A 19836-nucleotide genomic window follows, 5' to 3' on the forward strand; every position below is an offset into this window, starting at 1 on the left:
CACGGGCGATGAAAGCGGATATCGGCGAGCTTCGCGCGGCGGGCGTAATGCTCGGCATCGCCGGGCTTTACATGGCCGTGGTGCTCGGCACCGGGCTCATTCCGGCGGGCCAGTTCGTCCAGCTTTTCTCGGTTTACGCGCAGTCGCTCGGTGCTCTCACGCTCGCGGCGGGCGGCATCGCGCTCTTCGTCGAATGCGCGCGCCGCGCGCGCCGCGAAGGCGCCGCCCCCTCCCCGTTCGGCGTGATCCGCAGCTTCGTTGCGCTGCGCTGGCAGCGCGACCGTTTCCTCAGCCTCGCCGCGCCGCCGCTCGTTTGCGCGATCATGTTGGCGTCGTTCAATGCCTTCAAGCAGCTGGTCCTGCCGCGCGCCGGCTTCCACCTCGATCCGCTGTTCGCGGCGTGGGACAAGGCGCTGTTCCTCGGCACCGACCCGTGGGTCGTGACGCACAAAATTCTGAGCGGCCCGGCCGCGACGCTCGCCATCGACAGTTTCTACCACGGCTGGTTCGTACCGATGACGCTCGGCGTCATCGTCTGCGCGTACCTGCGCGATTCGCACCTGCGCACGCAGTATGTGCTCAGCTACGCGGTTTCGTGGATTCTGATCGGATCCGTGCTTGCTTGGCTGCTCCCGGCCGCGGGGCCGTGCTTCTACGATGATTTCGCGGGCGGCGCGCCGACGTTCACCGCACTGATGGACACGCTCGACAGCTACGACCGGACGCTCATCGCGGAAGGCGGCGTCGGGATCGCCGCACTCAAGAACCAGCAGGCGCTCCTCAACCACTTCAACGGCAACGGCACGCTCGTGCTCGGCGGCGGTATTTCGGCGATGCCCTCGATGCACAATGCGCTCGCCGTCCTGTTCGCGCTCGGCGGTATGCGCATCAACCGCGTGCTCGGCTGGGTGATGTGGGTTTATGCGACGCTGATCTGGATCGGCTCAATCCACCTCGGCTGGCACTATGCGATCGACGGGATCGCCGCAGCCGTGCTCGCTGTCCTCATCTGGTATGTCTGCGGTCGCGTCGCCGAGGTGATGCTCGCCGCGCGCGCACCGCGAACCTGCCCTCGCGCTCGCTGAATAGGCGTCAGCGCGCGAAAACAGCGAACTTGTAGCTGAAGAAATTGAACCCCATCGCCGCGATCGTCGCGGCGGCGAATGCCGGCGTCGTCGGCAGCCCGGCGTAGGTAAGCGCGGAGAAGGTGGCGGCGTTGACCGCCAGCCCGCCAAGCGAGGCGCCGACATAGCGGAGGAATTCCCGCCACGTCGGCGGCGCATCCACGCGAAACGTCCAGCGCCGGTTACCCATCCACGTCGTCAGGATCGCAAGGCTGAGCGCCGGAACCTGCGCCGCATAGGGAGAAACACCCGCACGAACCAGCGCTTCGAGGCTCACCGCGCCGAGAACGAACGCGGCGCCCCCGATCGCCAGAAACGCAGCGCCTTCGCGAAGCCGCGCCTTCACGGCGTCGGCAGCCCGCGCTGCGTCAGCAGGAACATGCGCTTCAGTTCCACGCGCGAGCGCGAGACCGAATCGAGAATGAGCCCGCACATCGCGGACATCGCCGCAATGATCATCAGCGCGGCGGCGAGGATCGCAGTCGGGAAGCGCGGCACGAGGCCGGTTTCCAGATACTCGGCAACGACCGGCAGGCCGAACGCCAGCGACACGAGCGTCAAGAGCGCGGCGAGCCCGCCGAAAAAGAACGCAGGCCGCGTCTCCTTCAGCAGCAGGAAGAACACCGAAAGGATGCGAAAGCCGTCGCGGAAGGTGCGGAGCTTGCTCACAGAGCCTTCCGGCCGCACGCCGTAATCGGTCTCGATCTCAGCGACCGGCAGCATCAGCTGGCTCGCGTGGACGGACATTTCGGTCTCGATCTCAAAGCCGCGGCTTACCGCCGGAAAGGTCTTGGCGAAGCGGCGGCTGAACACGCGGTAGCCCGAAAAGATATCGCTGAAATCGTCGCCGAACATCCACTGGAACACGCCGTTGAACAGGCGGTTGCCGATCGCGTGGCCGGATCGCCCGGCGTCCTGCCGCACGCCGCGCCGCGTTCCCACCACCATGTCGAGCCGGCGTTCGACGAGCGCCTTCACCAGCATCGGCGCATCGGCCGCCGCATAGGTGCCGTCGCCGTCCGCCATCACGTAAATGTCGGCATCCACCTCGGCGAACATGCGCCTCACGACGTGGCCCTTGCCCTGCCGCTCCTCACGGATGACGATCGCGCCCGCGCCTTCCGCCACGCGCGCCGTGTCGTCGGAGGAATTATTGTCGAACACGTAGATGACCGCGCCGGGAAGCGCGTCCGCAAAGCTCGCGACCACATGCGCGATCGTCGCCGCCTCGTTGTAGCACGGCAGCACGACGGCGGTGGCAAGGCCGACCCGCGACTGCGCGGTGTCGAACTGCGAGGCTGAGGGGATCGAGACCATGACTGTTCCTCGGGCGGAAAGTTCCGATTGGCGAAACTCTAGGGCGGCGATGGCTTCCAACAGGTTAATATCGCGGCTCTTCGAAGCCGACTGTTAACCACGTACGCCGTAGAGCAGCGCACATGGATACGGATCGGACCCGCGGCTTCCTCGTGCCGCTGCTCATCATCTGGCTGCTCGCCGCGCTCGCGCTCACGATCGTGAACCGCGCGGATATCGCCGCGCTCGACCTTCCCGATACCGACGACGCGCAGCGGCTGATGCAGGTGCGCGACTGGCTTGGCGGGCAGGCGTGGGGCGATGTCGATCAGCACCGCATGAACCCGCCCGCAGGCGCGAACATGCATTGGTCGCGCCTCGTCGACCTGCCGATCGCGGGCATCATCGCCCTCACCGAGCCCGTTTTCGGCCGCGCTGTTGCCGAGCGCATCGCAGGCACCGCCGTGCCGCTCCTTGCGCTTCTCGTCACGATGGGCGCCGCCGCGCTCGCCGCATTCCGTCTCGCCGAGCGGCAGGCCGCCATCCTCGCGGCGGTGTTCATCGCGGCAAGCGGCCAGATCCTGTCGCTGTTCAAGCCGCTCAGGATCGATCACCACAATTGGCAGATCGCGTTCATGCTGTGCGCCGTCGCAGCGCTTGCCGATCCGCGCCGCCGCTTTTCGTCGGGTGTCCTTGCTGGTCTCGCCACCGTCGCGGCGCTCGTCATCGGACTTGAGATGCTCCCGCACCTCGTGGTCGTCGGCGCGATCCTCGTGCTCGGCTGGTGCCGTGAGCCGGCACTCGGGCGGATGCTCGCAGGCTACGGCGTCGCGCTAGTGGTGGGATCGGCACTTGCCTTTCCGGCCTTCGTGCCGCCCGCGCGCTGGTGGTTCGCCGCGTGCGATGCCTTCTCGCCCGTCTATGCCGCGCCGCTCGTTTTCGGCGGCGCGCTCGCCGCGATCCTGCCGCAGATCGATGTGCTCACGTCACCGCTGAGGCGCGCTATCGCCGCGGCTATCGGCTTCGCGAGCGTCGGCGTTGCGGTGCTCGTCGCTTTCCCGCACTGCGCGGGCGGCCCGATGGCGATGCTCGACCCAGCGTTCCTGCCGGTCCTCGCCCGCATCAGCGAGGCGCGTTCGATCATCAGCTATCTCGGCACCGAGCCCGAAACCGCGATCGCGTTCGGCCTTTATCCCTTCATCGGTATCGCCTGCGCCTTCGTGATGCTGCGCCGCGCGGACGCGGACAGCCGCTTCGGCTGGAGCCTCGTGTTCGGCCTGCTCGCCACCACGACATGGCTGATGTTCCTGCAGCTCCGCGCCGCGACCGGGCCGAACGCTCTCGCCGCGATCGCCGCAGCCGCCGTCACCGCGATGCTGCTGCCCCGCGCCCGCGCGATCCCGTCGACACTGCCGCGTATCGGCGCAACCATGCTCGTGCTCGTCGGCCTCACCAGCGCGCTACCCATGTTCGCCGCGCTCGCGGCAAAGCGCCTGGGCGGCTCCGGCAATGCCGCCCCAGCGGCCGCACCTCTCGCCTCGTGCACCGCATCCGCGACACTCGCACCGCTGAACGGTGTGCCCGAGGGCATCATCGCCGACGTGTTCGACATGGGGCCCGCGATCCTCGTCCACACACCGCACAGCGTCATCGCCGGCCCCTACCACCGCAATGCGGCCTCCATCGCTGACTCCGTCCGCCTGTGGCGCGCGGACGACGAGGAGGCAAAGATGATCGCCACGCGCTACGGCGCGACCTATGTGCTCGGCTGCGTCGGCACCAACGACCTCGCCGCCGCGAAGAAAGAAGCGCCCGGGGGTCTCTGGGCACGGCTGGAAGGCGGAGAGGTTCCGGCGTGGCTCGAACCCGTGCCGATGCCCAAGGGGTCCCCCTTGCGGCTTTACCGGATCAAAGGCTGAAGCTCGCCCGGATTCCGTCGATCACGTATTGCGCGGCGAGCGCGGCAAGGATGACGCCGAGCAGCCGCGTGATCATCGCCTCGATCTTCTCGCCGAGCAGCCGCATCAGCGGCCCTGCGGTCAGAAGCGCGAGCAATGTCAGCGCCAGCACGATGCCGAGCGCAAGAAGCACAACGCTGCGCTCCATCCAGCCGTTCGCCTGCGAGGTGAGCAGCATCACGCTCGCGATCGAGCCCGGCCCGGCGAGCATCGGGATCGCCATCGGGAACACCGAGACGTCCTCGATCTCCTTCGATGCCACCTCCTGCGCGCGCGAATTGCGCCGTTCGGTACGCTTTTCGAACACCATTTCGGACGCGATCAGGAACAGCAGGATGCCGCCCGCGATGCGGAACGCATCAAGGCTGATGCCGAGCGCCGCGAGCATCCCCTTGCCGAGGAAGGCGAAGAACAGCAGCACCGCCGCTGCCACCAGCACCGATCGGATCGCCATGGACCGCCGCTGCTGCGCGGACGCGCCCGCCGTCAGCGAAGAATAGATCGGCGCGCACCCCGGCGGATCGATCACCACGAAAAGCGTGGCGAGCGCCGAGATGAACAGCTCGGTCATCAGAGCCCTTCGGGTGCGGGCAGCCCGGCGCGGCGATGCGCGGCGACGAGCGTGTTGCGCAGAAGCACGGCGATGGTCATCGGCCCGACACCGCCCGGAACCGGCGTCACCCCGCTCGCGGTCTCCATGGCCTCGGCGTAGGCGACGTCGCCGACGAGCCGCGTCTTGCCCTCGCCGCGTTCCGGCGCCGCGATGCGGTTGATGCCGACATCAATCACGACCGCGCCCGGCTTCAGCCAGTCGCCGCGCACCATTTCCGGGCGACCGACGGCGGCAATCACGATGTCCGCCTCGCGCACCACCGAAGGCAGGTCAGCCGTGCGGCTGTGCGCGATGGTGACGGTTGCATTCGCGGCGAGTAGAAGCTGCGCCATCGGCTTGCCGACGATGTTCGATCGGCCGATCACGACCGCGCGCTTCCCCGAAAGGTCGCGGCCGATCCGGTCTTCCAGCAGCATCATGCAGCCGAGCGGCGTGCACGGTACGAGCCCGGGAAGCCCGGTCGCCAGCCGCCCCGCGTTCACGATATGAAACCCGTCCACATCCTTTTCGGGGTCGATCGCCTCGATCACCGCGCTCTCGCGCATGTGCTTCGGAAGCGGCATCTGCACGAGGATGCCGTCGACGCTCTCGTCGGCGTTCAGCGTTTCGACGAGCGCGATCAGATCGGCCTCGGGCGTGTCGGCAGGCAGCCGATGCTCAAAGCTCACCATGCCGGCCTCGACCGTCGCCTTGTGCTTCGATCCGACATAGACCTGGCTCGCCGGGTCTTCGCCCACGAGCACGACCGCGAGGCCGGGCCTGCGCCCCGTCGCCGCGAGAAATGGCGCAACCGCGGCGGACACACGTCCGCGGAGACCCTCGGCAAATGCCTTGCCGTCGATACGCTCAGCCGTCATTTGAAAACTTTCAGCCCGCCATGATGTCGAAAACCAGCGCCGGAACCAGCCGCTGGATGAGGATGAGGCCGAGGATCAGCACCATCGGCGAAAGGTCGATACCGCCGAGATCGGGGAGCACGCGCCGGATCGGCCGCATCATCGGCTCAGTCAGCCGGTCGAGCCCGGTCAGCAGGCTGCGGACGAATTGATTGCTGGTGTTGATGACGTTGAACGCCACCAGCCAGCTGATGATGACCTGCGCGATGATGATCCAGATCACGAGCTGGATGACCATCGTGAAGATACCGAGCAGAGCTGCGACCGTATTCATGCGAGTCCATTCCTTGGCACACCGTGCAGGCCTGTCTCCTAACGGCGCACCGAAACGGTGTCCACCGCGTCCTCCGCGCCGAGCCCGTTCTCGATCGCATCGATCGCGGCGAGCAGCCCCGCCTTGTCGCAGCGCGCCGCGATATCCGCCTCGATCGCGAGCACGCCGGGCGCGATCTCGCCGTACAGGCGCTCCCCCTCCGTCGTCAGCGTCAGGCGCGAGGTGCGGCCGTCGCGGTCGTCCGCCGCGCGGCGCATCAGACCGCGCGCGATCAGCGCGGAAACGGCCCGGCTTACCGTCGCCTTCTCCATCGGGGTCATCCGCACCACGTCCTGCGCGCTCCGCCCCGGCTTCTCGGCGACCGCCGCAAGCACGCGCCACTGCGGCGAGGACAGGCCGCAGCCTTCATAGACCCGCGCGAGCCGCTGGCTCAGCCGGTCGGAGAGCACCGCGACGCGGTAGGGCAGGAACGTGTCGAGACGGATCGGAGGCATATCGTTCCACTTGCAACAAGTTTCATATGAAACTAATATCACGGAATAGCGACTCGAAGCAAATGAGGGAGTGAGCGTCAATGGCCGACCTTTTCGAAAACCCGGCAGGGCTCGACGGATTCGAATTCCTGGAGTTCTCAGCGCAGGATCCTGCGGTCGTCGATCGTGTGTTCCGCCAGCTCGGCTTCACCCCCATCGCTAAGCACCGCTCGAAGGACGTGACGCTTTACCGGCAGGGCCACGTCAACTTCCTGCTGAACGCCGAGCCGCGCTCGCCCGCCGCCTTCTTCGCCGAGGAACATGAAGCCGGCGCCTGCGCGATGGGCTTCCGCGTGAAGGACGCCGCGAAGGCTTATGCGCACGCCGTCGCGAACGGCGCCGAACCCATGCCGACCGCCACCGGCTGGATGGAGCTTCGGCTCCCCGCCATCAAGGGCATCGGCGGTAGTCTCATCTATCTCATCGATCGCTACGGCGACGATGCGGACATCTACGACATCGATTTCCGCTATTTCGAAGGTGTTGACCGCCATCCCAAGGGCGCGGGGCTGGAGATCATCGATCACCTCACGCACAACGTCTATCGCGGCCGCATGAAGTTCTGGGCGGAGTTCTACGAGAAGCTCTTCAACTTCCGCGAGATTCGCTACTTCGACATCAAGGGCGAATACACCGGCCTCACCAGCAAGGCGATGACGGCGCCGGACGGCAAGATCCGCATTCCGCTGAACGAGGAAGCCAAGCAGGGCGGCGGCCAGATCGAAGAGTTCCTGATGGCCTTCAACGGCGAGGGCATCCAGCATGTCGCGCTCTCCACGGCCGACATCTATTCCACGATCGACAGCCTGAAAGCGCTCGGCCTGCCGTTCATGACCGCACCGCCCGAAACCTATTATGCAATGCTCGACGAGCGCCTGCCCGGCCACGGCGAGCCCGTTGACGCGATGAAGTCCCGCGGCATCCTGCTCGACGGCTCCACCGAGAACAACGACCCGCGCCTGCTCCTGCAAATCTTCTCGGGCAACGTGCTCGGCCCGGTGTTCTTCGAGATCATCCAGCGCAAGAAGGACGAAGGCTTCGGCGAGGGCAATTTCAAGGCGCTGTTCGAATCAATCGAGCGCGACCAGATCGAGCGCGGCGTGCTCGAAACCGCGGAGGGCTGAGCCATGAAGCGCTACCTCAATTTCCCGCTGGTGAAGGGCGAAGCGAGCCGTCAGGCGCACGCCGATCTTCCCGAGGGCACCTACGAGCGCGAGATGTCGAAGGAAGGCTTCTTCGGCCCCGCCGCCTTCTTCTATCACCGCAATCCGCCCACGGGCTGGACCGATTTCGACGGGCCGCTCGCGCCCCGCGCCTTCGATCTCACGCAGATCAACGAAGCGCCGAACTCGCTTTGGTCCGCCCCGGTCGTGCTGCACAACAAGGCGACCGAAATCCGCCTGTGGCGCCTCGCCGACGCCATGACGGCGCTCGATCGCAACGGCGACGGCGATCAGATCCTGTTCGTGCACCGCGGCAGCGGCGATTTCTTCTGCGATTTCGGTCATCTCGTGATCGGACAGGGCGACTATGTCGTGATCCCGCGCGGCACGATGTGGCGCATCGTGCCCACCGAACCGATGCAGATCCTCGCGGTCGAGGCGACCAACTGCAGCTACACGCTCCCGGACAAGGGCCTTCTGGGGCCGCACGCGATCTTCGATCCGGCGGTGATGGATACGCCCGAGATCGACGAGGCCTTCCGCGCGCAGCAGGGCGACACCGAAACACGCGTCGCGGTGAAGAAGCGCGGGCAGGTTTCGTGGATGACCTATCCGTTCAACCCGCTCGATGCGGTGGGCTGGCACGGCGAGCTTTCGGTTGCGCGGCTCAACGTGCGCGACATCCGCCCGATCATGAGCCACCGCTACCATGTGCCCCCCTCAGCGCACACGACCTTCCTGGCTGATCGTTTCGTGATCTGCACCTTCGCGCCGCGTCCGTTCGAAACGGACCCGAAGGCGCTGAAGGTGCCGTTCTTTCACAACAACGACGATTACGACGAAGTGCTGTTCTACCACGACGGCGACTTCTTCAGCCGCGACAACATCCACCCCGGCATGATGACGCTGCACCCTTGCGGCTTCACGCACGGCCCCCACCCCAAGGCGCTCACCCGCATGTTCGAGCAGCCCAAGCCGATGACCGACGAGTATGCGGTGATGATCGACACGCGCGATCCGCTCGAAATCGGCGAAGCGGCTTCCGCTGTCGAATGGACCGGTTACAAGGATAGCTGGAAAAGCAAATCCTGAAGGGGCCCCACATGAAACCCATGATCCTGTCCGCGGCGATGCTGTGCCTCGCCGCACCGATGGCGAATGCCGCCGCGCCCAATTCGCCGCAAGGCACCGCAGCGCTCAGCCTCTACAAGGACATCGTCGAGATTCGCTCCGCCGCCGGTCACGGCAAGGTGCCCGAGGTTGCGGCGCGCGTCGTCAAGGATCTGAAGGCGGCGGGCTTTGCCGACGCGGACATCAAGGTCGTGCCGATGGGCGAGACCGTGTACCTCCTCGCCCGCTATCCCGGCAAAGCGGGCAGCAAGAAGCCGCCCGTCGCTTACCTCGCGCACATGGACGTGGTGGACGCGAAGCCCGAGGACTGGTCGTTCGATCCCTTCGTTCTGCGCGAGAAGGACGGCGACTTCCTTGGCCGCGGCACGCTCGACAACAAGATGGGCGTCGCCCACCTCACGCGCGCCTTCGCCGATCTGAAAACGAGCGGCTTCGTGCCGGACCGCGACCTCTACCTCGCCTTCTCCGGCGACGAGGAAACCGGCATGACGACAACGCGCGCGCTCGTCGACGCGCTGAAGCCCGTGAAGCTTGAATATGCGCTGAATTCAGATGCCGGCGGCGGCGCGCTCACGCCGGACGGCAAGCCCTTCGGCTACGGGATGCAGGTCGCCGAGAAGACCTTCGCCACCTTCGACGTCACGATCCGCAACGAGGGTGGTCATTCCAGCCGCCCGCGCAAGGACAATGCGATCTACGATCTCGCCGCGCTCCTCAAGAACGTCGAGGCGCTCAAGTTCCCGATCCAGGCGAACAGCGTCACGCGCGCCTCGTTCGGTGCGATGGCGAAGGAATTGAAAGCCTCGCAGCCGCAGGTCGCCGAGATGCTGCGCCGTTTCTCCGAAAACCCGAACGATGCCGAAGCCGCCGCCGCGCTCGCTTCGAGCGAGGAATTCGAGCCCGAGATGCGCACCACCTGCGTCGCCACGATGCTGAACGCGGGTCACGCCGAAAACGCATTGCCGCAGCGCGCGATCGGCACAGTGAACTGCCGCATCTTCCCCGGCGTCGAGGTTGCCACCGTGCAGGCCGCGCTCGAGCAGGCGGGTGGCAATCCGAAGGCCGAATGGAAGGTGCGCGGCACGCCGACGGCCAGCCCGGTTTCCGAACCCCGCCCGGACGTGACCGCAGCCGTGAAATCGGCGCTGGCGCTGCATTACCCCGGCGTCGCGATCACGCCCTATCAGGAATCGGGTGGCACCGATGGCATGTGGTTCCGCATCGCGGGCGTTCCCACCTTTGCCGTCTCGCCCGTCTTCATGGACATGAAGAAAATGCGCGCGCACGGGCTCGACGAGAACGCGCCCGTCGCCTCCTTCTACAACGGCCTCGATTATTGGCCGCACCTCATCAAAACGCTTGCCGGAGGGAAGAAATGAAGCTTGCCAGCCTGAAGGGCGGACGCGACGGCCGTCTGGTCGTCGTTTCGAAGGATCTTGCGTGGTGCGCGGACGCCTCCGCCATCGCCCCGACGCTGCAGGCCGCGCTCGACGATTGGGATGTGGCAGCGCCGAAGCTCGAAGCCCTCGCCACCGATCTCGCGCACGAAGCGATTCCCATGATGCGCTTCCACGAGCGTGAGGCGCATTCGCCCCTTCCGCGCGCGTATCAGTGGGCGGACGGCTCCGCCTATGTGAACCACGTCGAGCTGGTGCGGAAAGCGCGCGGCGCAGAGCTTCCCGAAAGCTTCTGGACCGATCCGCTGATGTATCAGGGTGGCAGCGATTCGTTCGTCGGCCCGCGCGATCCGATCGTGCTCGCCGACGAAAGCTGGGGCTGCGATCTCGAAGCCGAGGTCGTCGTCGTCACGGGCGACGTGCCGCAAGGGATTTCGCCCGAGGACGCGCGCGCGCACATCCGCCTCGTCGGCCTCGTCAACGACGTGTCCTTGCGCAATCTCATCCCCGCCGAACTCGCCAAGGGCTTCGGCTTCCTCCAGTCCAAGCCCGCGAGCGCTTTCTCGCCGGTGTTCGTGACGCCCGACGAACTTGGCGCCGCGTGGGACGGCGGCAAGCTTATCGGCACGCTCAAGGTCGATCTGAACGGCCAGCCGTTCGGCCGCGCCGAAACGGATGTCGACATGACCTTCGATTTCGGCGTGCTGATCGCGCACCTCGCCAAGACGCGCGATCTCGAAGCGGGCTCGATCGTCGGCTCGGGCACGGTTTCGAACCGCGACGCCGGCGGCGGGCCGGGCAAGCCCATCGTGCAGGGCGGCCTCGGCTATTCGTGCCTGGCAGAGGTGCGGATGGTCGAAACGATCCTGTCGGGGAAGCCCGAAACGCCGTTCCTCACATACGGCGACACGGTGCGAATCTGGGTGGACGATGCCACGGGCCACAGCGTCTTCGGCGCGATCGAACAAACCGTCGCGGCGGGCTGAAGCGGCGCTTCTGTTTCCAACCTGTTAACGCCTGCTGGGGCAGGGTCGCGCGCACTGTATTAAGGGAGCGCGTACATGACACTCGGCAGCAAGGTTTCCGCGCTTCGCCGCGCAAAGGCGCTGCCTCCGGTCAGCACGGGTTCGCAGGAACGCCGCCTGCATATGCAGGCGCACAATTACTGGGCGACGCTGCCGCGCGCCGGCAGCGTGCCCCGTTGGAGCGATTTCGATCCGATGCTGATCGAGGACCGCTGCACGCAGAGCTTCGTCATCGATCTCGACGAAAACGAAGGTCCGCACCTCCGTCTCATCGGCGAGGCGCTCCAGGCCGAAGGCGGCGTCGATACCGATGTCATCGGCCTCGCCGAAGCGCCGCCGGGCTCGCTTCTGATGCGCATTAGCAGCTATTTGCCCGAACTGCTCAGCCGCGCCGTGCCGCTGTCGGTCGAAACGCCTTATGAAACCGCCACGGGCCACCCCGGCATCTACCGCGCCTTGCTGATGCCGTTCACCACGAACGGCGGCGCGATCGACGTGGTCTTCGGCGTCGTCAGCTGGCGCGAAACCGCGCGCCATAGCGAACGCCCCGCCGCCGCGCGCATCGTTCCCATCCGGGGCTGATTTCCGAAAGCGGGCGCGCGCCCGCTCCAGGGCGGGTCGACATTCAGAAGATGACGTGCCGAAAATGGTGGGTTTTCGCGACCCGGAGCGGAGCGTACGAAAGGTACGTGAGCACCGGAAGCGCGGAAAGCCGCCATTTGCAGGCCGTCAGAACTGAATGTCGATGCGCCCTGGCGCTTCAGCGGGCAGTGATGAAGCGTTCCAGCTTGCCCAGCGTTTGATGCCCCAGTTCCACGGCGCCGAACCCCTTCGCATCCTGAAATTCCGCCGCCGTGCTGAAGACCATGCCGAGCGTTACTTTCGTCGCGCCGTCCTGTTCCTCGAACGCGGCCCAGGCATCCGCGTGCTTGGGGCCGTTCTCGCCCCAAAGCAGCGCGTAGCCGATCCGCTCTTCGGGGCGAACCTCGTTATAGAGATGATGGTTCGGGAACACGGTGCCGTCCGGCCCGATCATGTCGAACACCCACTCGCCGCCCGCGCGCAGATCGATCCGCGTCGTGCGGCATGAAAATCCGTCCGGCCCCACCATTGCGGCAGCGTTTCGGCATTCATCCACGCGCCCCAAACGATCGACTTCGGCGCCTGGATCACGCGCTGCAAAATCATGGTTCGCTCGGCGACGGCAGCCAGATTGTCGAGACCGGCGCCGAAGCCCTCCCGGTAGCCGGCCGCCATATCCTGCGCGAGTGAGGACAGCTGCACCGTCACAACCAAGCGGCTGTGCCCGTCCGCATCTTCGATCTGCGCCGTCACCAGCGCCGCCGACAGCGTCGCGCCTTCGCACGAGATCACCTCGTAATTCACGCTGCGCGCCGCCGGCTGCAGCACGAGCCAGCCATTCTCACAGCAGATATCGCGCTCGCCTTCCACCTTGCAGAGCGAAATCTCGCGCCCCCCGACCCTTGTGTCGCTTTCGAGCATTTCGACAGTCACGGAGGGCGAAGGCGAAGCCCAGATCGCGCGTGCGGCCGGGGCCGTCCACGCTTCCCACAGCACGGCGGGCGGCGCAGCAACATTCCGTTCGAAGGTGAGTGTCACAAAGGGGCTGCCGTCATCGGACGCTCGGTGTGCGTCTGCAGCGAAGGTCTGTGTCATTCTTTGCGCTCCTTCATCACGTTCATCACAAATGCGTCCAGCCGATCCAGCCGCTCTTCCCAAATGGCACGATGCTCATCGAGCCACGTCCGCGCCGGTTCCAGCGCCTCGGGAACAAGCGCGCAGGTGCGGACCCGCCCGTCCTTGGACGAGGTGATCAATCCCGCGTCCTCGAGCACCGAAAGGTGCCGCATCACCGTGGGCAGCCGCAGCCCCGTGGGGTCCGCCAGATCCGTCACGCCCGCCGGTGTCGCCGCGAGGCGGGAGAGGATCGACCGCCGGGTCGGATCGGCCAACGCATGGAACAGCCGTGAAAGTTCGGGATCATGCTTAGTCATGTTGCTAAGTAATTCACGACACCGACGTCGCGCAAGCAAAAACTTCGCCGATCAGCTAAGTTTCAGCGCGCGCCGCACGCATCGGGCCATGCCAGCTTTTTATTTGTCAGCGGGAACGCGCGATCCCTATATTGGCGGGATACGCGGCGACCCTGTTCGCTTCGCGGTAACCGGAGAGTGGATGTCTGAGCTTGTACGATAAGGCTCTCTGAACCTCAGAGAGCCTCGTGAATTCAAAGCCGCCGGGCGCAATGCGCTCGGGGTATTTTTCACGTCTATCTTACGAGACTTCCATGAATATCTCACGAAACGAGCAGCGTGCGCTGCACGTTCTGGCCCTTGGCGGCCGCATTCTGCATGAGCGCGGCGATGGCCGCAAAATCACGTCCGTGGCCTGCGTCACACGTGAAGGGATGTTCCTGGCCGGCTTCGACCTGACGGTTTTCCACCAGTTGCGGCGGAAACGTCTGATCGAATCCCGGTCGGGCAGCCCCTATCGAATTTCGAAGCGCGGCCGCATCTCCGTCCGCGCGCAGCTCGACAATCAGGGGGCATGACACAAGGCCGGGCTGTGTCGAGAGATACAGCCCGGCTGCACGTCGCGGCCGCAGGCAAAGCTAATGTGGTTATTTTTTTGCCTTCATGCGGCAGTTGCAGTGACGATCCATGTTGCCGCACCCAAGCTCACCTTGCCGCCCCGCTCGCGCGCTCGCAGTGCGGCACGGACCTGCGGTTCAGCTTTCGACAGAAGTGCAGGCGTTTCCCTCAAGACCTTTCCCAGGGCGCCAACACGCGTGATGACCCTCAACATCGCGTCGGCGTCACCACTGGAAATGTCGGCGTCGTATGCCTTGACACAGATACATTCAAAGCCTGCGGATCGAAGAACAAGATTGATGGTATCGGCATTCTCGAAGCTGAATGGCGTCGCATCGACTGTAATTTTCAAACCCGCGGCTTCAACGGGAAAGAAATCCAATTCGTTTTCCTGCATAGATCGCCAGCAGATGAAACCGACCCTGCCGCCACGTCTCAGTATTCTATGTATGTTCGCAAATGCTTGCGTCGGGTCAGCAAAGAACATCGTTCCAAACCTGGAAAAGACGCCATCGACACTCTGGTCAGGCAGTGCAAGACTCGCAGCATCCTCCTGCAACAATGTTACCTGAGACAGGTGAGCCGCCCTTGTAGCCGCAACAGCCAGAACACGCGGGGCTACATCCACGCCAATGACGCGGCCGGTCGGACCTACTCGATCAGCCAGCTGCAGGATCGTCTCTCCTGCACCGCAACCGACGTCCAAAATCGTTTGCCCGGCGGCTGGGGCCAAGGCGTCCATAGCGACCAAGCCTAATGGAGACATTTGCAAATCGATCAGATCTGCCAAGTCAGCTCGAGCCTGATCGCCAACGTCCTGCACTGTCGAATGCGCTTTCATGCCACCAGCCTGAACGGGGAGAAGCTCAACTGCAATGCGATCGAAAGCGATCACCGCACAGTGCGTGTGCAATCGGCATGATCATCAAACGAAAAGGGCCGACGCGTATTCGCGCCGGCCCCTCCTGCGTTCGATCCTCCCCGAATCGATTGCGGCTGCTCGTTTAGAGCAGTTCGATATTGCCTGCAGCGACCTTGCCGCGGCGGTCGCGTGCCAGCTCGAAGCTGACGCGCTGGCCTTCGGCGAGGCTCGTGAGACCGGCACGCTCGAGCGCGCTGATGTGCACGAACGCGTCCTGCTTGCCGTCGCCGCGCGAAATGAAGCCGAAGCCCTTCATGGTATTGAAGAACTTGACCGTGCCTTCGATGCGTTCGCCGGGCGTGAAGTCGTCGTCCATGGCACCACCGCCCGAAGGACCGCGGTCGCGGGCCGGACGTTCGGGGCGATCAGGACGCTCGGGCGCCTCACCGTCGACCACGAGATCGGAAGCCGAGAGGCGTCCGCCGCGATCGAAGATCGAGAACGTGACCGGCTGGCCTTCATCGAGCGTCGTGCGACCGGCGCGTTCGACCGCGCTGATGTGCACGAACACGTCTTCGCCGCTGTCGCGGGCGATGAAGCCGAAGCCCTTCGTGGCGTTGAACCACTTGACCGTGCCCGAAGCCGTGCCGAGCGAGGTGCCGGCGTCACGGCCTGCGCCGCCACCGAACCCGCCGCCGCCACCGGCGCCGCCGCCGCGGAAACCACCGCCGCCGCCGCCACCGAAGCGGTCACCGCCTCCGAAGCCACCGCCGCCGCCACCGCCGCCGAAGCGGTCGCCGCCGCCGAAGCTACGGCCGGAATCGTAAAAATCGTCGCCACCGCCGAACGAATCGCGTCCTCCGCCGCGGCGGTCATAGCCACGGTCCCCACCGCGCTTGCGGCCATCAAAACCCATGTCGTGATATCCAGTCTGAATGACGTCGGCAGCCGGGCGCATGCCGCCACAGCACTGTCGTTCTCGGCCAAATTCTATTCGCGGCGTTCGACAGTCTGTTGTTCCCAAAACAAAATCCGTGCGCCCACGGACATTCATGATGAACGTTCGTACCAGTCTCAAACTGACATGAACTTCGCCAGCCTACAGGAGATTCGCAAAAGCTGCGAGCGAAAAAGACGCGTTCTCAGTTCTTTCCGGCACGGGCGAGTGCAGCCTGCACTTCGGCGTGCCGCACCGCGCTGAGCGGCAATCGCACGAGCACGAGCGCGGCGGGCACGAGGATCACCGGCGGCAGCACGATCCAGAAGCCCTCGACCCACAGCAGCGCACCCGGGGCGCTCTCTGCCGCCGCTTCGGCACTGAACCCGACAAGCGCGAGAATCGGGAACAAGATCCCCACCGGCAGCGCGTAGCCGAGCTTCATCGCCGTCGTCAGCACGGCATTCAGCAGTCCGATCCGGTCCGCGCCGCCCGCCAGCCGCTCCTCGTCGCCGACGTCAGCCAGCATCGCGCGCAGCAGGAAGCCGGGCGCGGCATAGGGCGTCCCGGCGAGCCCGATCGCGAGATACGACAGCCACGCCTGCGCCGGATCGAAGACGAGGAACGCCGCGATATGCAGCGCCGCCCCGATCACGCACGCGGCGGCGGCGGCGCGCTGTTTGCCAAGGCGCGCGGCAAGGTGCAGCCACAGCGGTAGCGCAAGGAGGCCGCTGCCGAAGTAGATGAGCAGCATCACCGCCGCCCCGGCATGTGTGAAGTCGAGCAGGCGCACGAAGACGAACTCGAACAGCGCGCCCGTCACGCCCGGCGCGAGGTTCACCAGCACGTCGGCAAGCAGCAGCATCGCCAGCGTCCGGTTCGAAAACAGCCTGCGGACATCCGCCCACGTGATCCGCGGGTGTTCCGCCTGCGCCGCGCCCTCCCGCGCGCCCACGATGGCGCCGATCACCGTGAGCGGAATGATGGCGAGGATGAAGGCGCCCATCAGGTGCACCGGCCTCGGCGCATCCGCGCCCATGACCTGCCCGAGCACGGCAGGCAGCACGAGCACGGCGATCAGCCCCACGAGATGCCCACCGATCCACCAGCCGTACACGCGCGAGCGTTCGTGATAATCGCCCGACAGCGTCGCGCCCCACGCCATGTGCAAGACGTTCAGCATCGAATGACCGGCGAACAGCAGCATCAGCCAGCCGAACAGATACCAAACGGTGATGCCCGGCGTCGCGAAGAACACCGCGACCGTTGCGACAAGGAGCGTGAGCCCGCCCGCCACCAGCCACGGCCGGAACCGTCCCCAGCGGCTGCGCGTGCCGTCCATGAAATGCCCGAGCAGCGGATCGAGCGGCATGTCGAGCATCCGCACGAGGAAGAAGACGAACCCCACCGCGGCAAGATCGAGACCCAGCGTGCCCGCGTAATAAGGCGGCAGATAAATGACGAGCGGAAGCCCGAGCGCGGCGACGGGAAGGCCGGGGCCCGCATAGGCGGCAAGCGTGCGCGTCGGAAGCCGGGTCACACAGCCCAGCTTATCGGTTGGGGCGCGGACACCGCCCTAGCGATGCTGGGAGGATCACCACCCCGCTTCGATGAACCACTCACGCTGTTCGACGGGCGTATAGCAACTCCCGGCAGCGCAGCGTATGAACCCGTCATGATCGCTTTTCCCGAAAGGACTTCATTGATGACGCGCACCTTTGCGTCGGCTTTCGCCATCGCGCTTTCGCTCACGCTCGCCGCCCCCGTCTCGGCCCAAACGCCGGCGACGGCCTCTGCCGCGGCGCAGAACCCCGCCCATCAGGCGCTCTGGCAGCTCTTCCAGGATTCGGACGAAGCGAGCCTCAAGCGCAATCCGATCCAGGCGCTGTTCCGCGGCGACATGCGCTACGCGGACCGGCTCGGCGACTACATCACCGACGCGTACTACAATGCCGAGCGTGCCGCCGGCGAAAGCGACCTTGCGCGCCTGAAGGCGATCGACCGCAACGCGCTCGATGCCACCGACCGCATCGCCTACGACGTGTTCAAGTGGCAGACCGAGGAGACGCTCAAGGGCCTCACCCCCGAAATCCTCGCGCTCACCGTCGTGCGCCCGATCAACCACTTCAGCGGCTTCCACACCTTCTACCCGTCGTTCGCATCGGCCACCGGCGGCGCGCCCTTCGCGACGCTCGCCGACTACGAGAACAACCTGAAGCGCCATCAGGACTACGTGACGCTGCTCGACCGCTCTGTCGGCCGCTTCCGTGAAGGCATGGCGTCAGGCGTCGTCGAAACGAAGCTCACGATCAACAACGTCATCGAACAGCTCGCCACCCAGCTCGCGCAGGCGCCGGAGGACTCCCCGTTTTACAGCCCTGTCACCAAGTTCCCCGAAGGCATCTCCGCCGCGGATCAGGCGCGCCTCAAGGCCGAATACCGCGCGATGATCACAGGCAAGGTCTATCCGACATACAAGCGGCTCCACGATTTCCTGAAGACCGAGTACCTCCCCCTGGCGCGCGATCAGGTCGGCCTTTCCGCGATGAAGGGCGGGCCCGTGCTGTACGCACAGCTCATCGAGAACACGACGACGCTGCCGCTCAAAGCCGAAGACATCCACAACATCGGCCTTTCCGAGGTGGAGCGCATCAAGGCGGGCATGGAGAAGGTTAAGGCCGAGGTCGGCTTCAAGGGCACATTGCCCGCGTTCTTCGACTATTTGCGCACCGATCCGCAGTTCAAGCCGCAGTCGCGAGAATGGCTGACCGAAAAATACTATGAGATCGGCAAGGCCGTGGACGCGAAAGTCCCGGAGTATTTCTCCACGGTGCCGAAGTCGCCGCTCGAAATCCGCCCCTATGAACCCTTCCGCGAGAAGCACGAGGCGGGCGGCTCGTACCAGCAGGGCACGCCCGACGGCACCCGCCCCGGCATCTTCTATTTCAACGCCTACGATCTGCCCTCGCGCACCACGCCGGGCATGACGACGCTCTACCTCCACGAAGGAGCGCCCGGGCATCATTTCCAGATCAGCCTCGCGCAGGAGAACACCGCCCTGCCGAGCTTCATGCGCTTCGGCGGCAACACCGCCTACATCGAAGGCTGGGCGCTCTATGCCGAAACGCTCGGCTACCCGATGGGCTTCTTCGATGACCCGTACCAACGTGTCGGCACGCTGTCGGACGAGATGCTGCGCGCGATGCGGCTTGTCGTCGATACCGGCCTCCATTCGAAGGGTTGGACCCGCGATCAGGCGATCGAATACATGCTCGCCAACAGCGACATGGGCCGCACCGATGCAACCGCAGAGGTCGAGCGCTACATCGCCATCCCCAGCCAGGCGCTCGCCTACAAGGTCGGGGCGATGAAGATCCAGGAACTGCGCGCGCGCGCCGAAAAGGCGCTCGGGCCGAAGTTCGACATCCGCGATTTCCACGCGCAGGTGCTGATGACCGGCGCCCTGCCGCTCGCCGTTCTGGAAAAGAAGATCGACGACTGGATCGCGTCGAAGAAATAAGCGTCCGATAGAGCCGCCATTCCGGTCCAGGCCGGAATGGCGGCTATCCGGCCGCCGGCCTACACAGTATAGGCCCCGCCCATGCTCCAGCTTTCCTGCCTCTGCGGCCAGGTCCGCATCGCGACCGAAAAACGGCCCGACTACATCCACGAATGCAACTGCACGCTTTGCACGAAGTCGGGCGCGCGCTGGGCCTATTATCATCCATCGGAGGTCAGCGTCGAAGGCGCGACGAATACCTATTCCCGGCAGGACAAGGATGATCCCGCCGCGGCAATCCACTTCTGCCCCGCGTGCGGCGCGACAGCGCATTTCACCTTAACCGAAAGCGCCGTCTCAAAGTTCGGAAACAGCATGATGGGCGTCAACATGTGGCTGGCGGACGAGAAGGATCTCGCCGGCATCGAACTGCGTTTTCCGGACGGGCGCACCTGGTCCGGCGCGGGCGATTTCAGCTACGTGCGCGAGGCACGCACTCTCGGCTGAACCCCGCCG

General features: G+C 65.4%; 22 protein-coding genes. 10 read left to right on the top strand and 12 right to left on the bottom strand.

Annotation, left to right across the window (positions count from 1 at the left end; genetic code table 11):
• Positions 1–8: 8 nt before the first annotated feature.
• Positions 9–1085, top strand: coding sequence for a phosphatase PAP2 family protein (locus tag AAC014_RS06260; protein ID WP_339705678.1), 1077 nt, complete (start codon positions 9–11; stop codon positions 1083–1085).
• 7 nt (positions 1086–1092) lie between these two features.
• Here AAC014_RS06260 and AAC014_RS06265 read toward each other — a convergent pair whose 3' ends face one another.
• The gene (locus tag AAC014_RS06265; RefSeq protein WP_339705680.1) at positions 1093–1470 is read right to left on the bottom strand and encodes a GtrA family protein; all 378 of its coding nucleotides are present in this window, start codon (positions 1468–1470) and stop codon (positions 1093–1095) included.
• The gene (locus AAC014_RS06270) at positions 1467–2441 is read right to left on the bottom strand and encodes a glycosyltransferase (protein WP_339705682.1); all 975 of its coding nucleotides are present in this window, start codon (positions 2439–2441) and stop codon (positions 1467–1469) included. Before AAC014_RS06270 ends, AAC014_RS06265 begins: the two co-directional genes overlap by 4 nt.
• Before the next feature lie 122 nt (positions 2442–2563).
• Here AAC014_RS06270 and AAC014_RS06275 point away from each other — a divergent pair, with 122 nt between their 5' ends.
• Positions 2564–4339: a hypothetical protein gene (locus AAC014_RS06275; protein WP_339705684.1), complete on the top strand. Its 1776-nt coding sequence runs from the start codon at positions 2564–2566 to the stop codon at positions 4337–4339.
• Here the strand turns inward: AAC014_RS06275 and AAC014_RS06280 are convergent.
• From AAC014_RS06280 to AAC014_RS06295, 4 genes are read right to left on the bottom strand one after another with little or no spacing between them, the layout of a single operon-like run.
• Complete coding sequence (locus AAC014_RS06280) at positions 4329–4949, bottom strand: MarC family protein (protein WP_339705686.1); 621 nt, start codon at positions 4947–4949, stop codon at positions 4329–4331. The two genes, AAC014_RS06275 and AAC014_RS06280, sit on opposite strands and share 11 nt — an antisense overlap.
• Complete coding sequence (gene folD / locus AAC014_RS06285) at positions 4949–5848, bottom strand: bifunctional methylenetetrahydrofolate dehydrogenase/methenyltetrahydrofolate cyclohydrolase FolD (RefSeq protein ID WP_339705688.1); 900 nt, start codon at positions 5846–5848, stop codon at positions 4949–4951. Before folD ends, AAC014_RS06280 begins: the two co-directional genes overlap by 1 nt.
• Before the next feature lie 10 nt (positions 5849–5858).
• Positions 5859–6161 carry a YggT family protein gene (locus tag AAC014_RS06290; protein ID WP_293780701.1) on the bottom strand — a complete coding sequence of 101 codons (303 nt, stop codon included), beginning with the start codon at positions 6159–6161 and terminating at the stop codon, positions 5859–5861.
• Positions 6162–6199: 38 nt separating this feature from the next.
• Complete coding sequence (locus tag AAC014_RS06295; RefSeq protein ID WP_339705691.1) at positions 6200–6655, bottom strand: MarR family transcriptional regulator; 456 nt, start codon at positions 6653–6655, stop codon at positions 6200–6202.
• 80 nt (positions 6656–6735) lie between these two features.
• On the opposite strand from AAC014_RS06295, the gene hppD reads away from it, so the two are divergent.
• The 5 genes from hppD to AAC014_RS06320 all read left to right on the top strand — a co-directional run bounded on the left by hppD (position 6736) and on the right by AAC014_RS06320 (position 11992).
• Positions 6736–7818 (top strand): 4-hydroxyphenylpyruvate dioxygenase, encoded by a 1083-nt coding sequence (gene hppD, locus AAC014_RS06300; protein WP_339705694.1) that lies wholly within the window; start codon positions 6736–6738, stop codon positions 7816–7818.
• Positions 7819–7821: 3 nt separating this feature from the next.
• Entirely contained in the window at positions 7822–8949 is a 1128-nt protein-coding gene (locus AAC014_RS06305) for a homogentisate 1,2-dioxygenase (RefSeq protein ID WP_339705697.1), read from the top strand.
• Between the two features lie 11 nt (positions 8950–8960).
• Complete coding sequence (locus AAC014_RS06310; RefSeq protein ID WP_339705700.1) at positions 8961–10367, top strand: M20/M25/M40 family metallo-hydrolase; 1407 nt, start codon at positions 8961–8963, stop codon at positions 10365–10367.
• Positions 10364–11371, top strand: coding sequence for a fumarylacetoacetate hydrolase family protein (locus AAC014_RS06315; RefSeq protein WP_339705702.1), 1008 nt, complete (start codon positions 10364–10366; stop codon positions 11369–11371). The genes AAC014_RS06310 and AAC014_RS06315 overlap by 4 nt, the downstream gene beginning before the upstream one ends.
• A gap of 75 nt (positions 11372–11446) precedes the next feature.
• Complete coding sequence (locus AAC014_RS06320; RefSeq protein ID WP_339705705.1) at positions 11447–11992, top strand: PAS domain-containing protein; 546 nt, start codon at positions 11447–11449, stop codon at positions 11990–11992.
• A gap of 178 nt (positions 11993–12170) precedes the next feature.
• Here the strand turns inward: AAC014_RS06320 and AAC014_RS06325 are convergent, their stop codons facing one another.
• From AAC014_RS06325 to AAC014_RS06335, 3 genes are read right to left on the bottom strand one after another with little or no spacing between them, the layout of a single operon-like run.
• Complete coding sequence (locus tag AAC014_RS06325; protein ID WP_339706576.1) at positions 12171–12446, bottom strand: SRPBCC domain-containing protein; 276 nt, start codon at positions 12444–12446, stop codon at positions 12171–12173.
• Entirely contained in the window at positions 12443–13087 is a 645-nt protein-coding gene (locus tag AAC014_RS06330) for an SRPBCC domain-containing protein (protein ID WP_339705708.1), read from the bottom strand. Before AAC014_RS06330 ends, AAC014_RS06325 begins: the two co-directional genes overlap by 4 nt.
• A complete protein-coding gene (locus tag AAC014_RS06335) occupies positions 13084–13425 on the bottom strand; it encodes a metalloregulator ArsR/SmtB family transcription factor (protein WP_339705711.1) in 342 nt (113 codons plus the stop codon). Before AAC014_RS06335 ends, AAC014_RS06330 begins: the two co-directional genes overlap by 4 nt.
• A gap of 293 nt (positions 13426–13718) precedes the next feature.
• On the opposite strand from AAC014_RS06335, the gene AAC014_RS06340 reads away from it, so the two are divergent.
• Positions 13719–13982, top strand: coding sequence for a YjhX family toxin (locus AAC014_RS06340; RefSeq protein ID WP_339705714.1), 264 nt, complete (start codon positions 13719–13721; stop codon positions 13980–13982).
• 83 nt (positions 13983–14065) lie between these two features.
• Here AAC014_RS06340 and AAC014_RS06345 read toward each other — a convergent pair whose 3' ends face one another.
• The 3 genes from AAC014_RS06345 to AAC014_RS06355 all read right to left on the bottom strand — a co-directional run bounded on the left by AAC014_RS06345 (position 14066) and on the right by AAC014_RS06355 (position 17361).
• Complete coding sequence (locus tag AAC014_RS06345; protein WP_339705716.1) at positions 14066–14917, bottom strand: methyltransferase domain-containing protein; 852 nt, start codon at positions 14915–14917, stop codon at positions 14066–14068.
• A 109-nt stretch (positions 14918–15026) separates the two neighbouring features.
• The gene (locus tag AAC014_RS06350) at positions 15027–15800 is read right to left on the bottom strand and encodes a cold-shock protein (protein ID WP_339705718.1); all 774 of its coding nucleotides are present in this window, start codon (positions 15798–15800) and stop codon (positions 15027–15029) included.
• A 226-nt stretch (positions 15801–16026) separates the two neighbouring features.
• Positions 16027–17361 (bottom strand): MFS transporter, encoded by a 1335-nt coding sequence (locus AAC014_RS06355; RefSeq protein WP_339705720.1) that lies wholly within the window; start codon positions 17359–17361, stop codon positions 16027–16029.
• Between the two features lie 165 nt (positions 17362–17526).
• On the opposite strand from AAC014_RS06355, the gene AAC014_RS06360 reads away from it, so the two are divergent.
• Both AAC014_RS06360 and AAC014_RS06365 read left to right on the top strand, forming a co-directional pair.
• Complete coding sequence (locus AAC014_RS06360; protein WP_339705723.1) at positions 17527–19341, top strand: DUF885 domain-containing protein; 1815 nt, start codon at positions 17527–17529, stop codon at positions 19339–19341.
• Between the two features lie 81 nt (positions 19342–19422).
• Positions 19423–19827, top strand: a complete 405-nt coding sequence (locus tag AAC014_RS06365) for an aldehyde-activating protein (protein ID WP_339705726.1) — start codon at positions 19423–19425, stop codon at positions 19825–19827.
• Positions 19828–19836: the final 9 nt, after the last annotated feature.

It is taken from the genome of uncultured Sphingosinicella sp., from assembly GCF_963974575.1.
Lineage (GTDB): Bacteria > Pseudomonadota > Alphaproteobacteria > Sphingomonadales > Sphingomonadaceae > Sphingosinicella.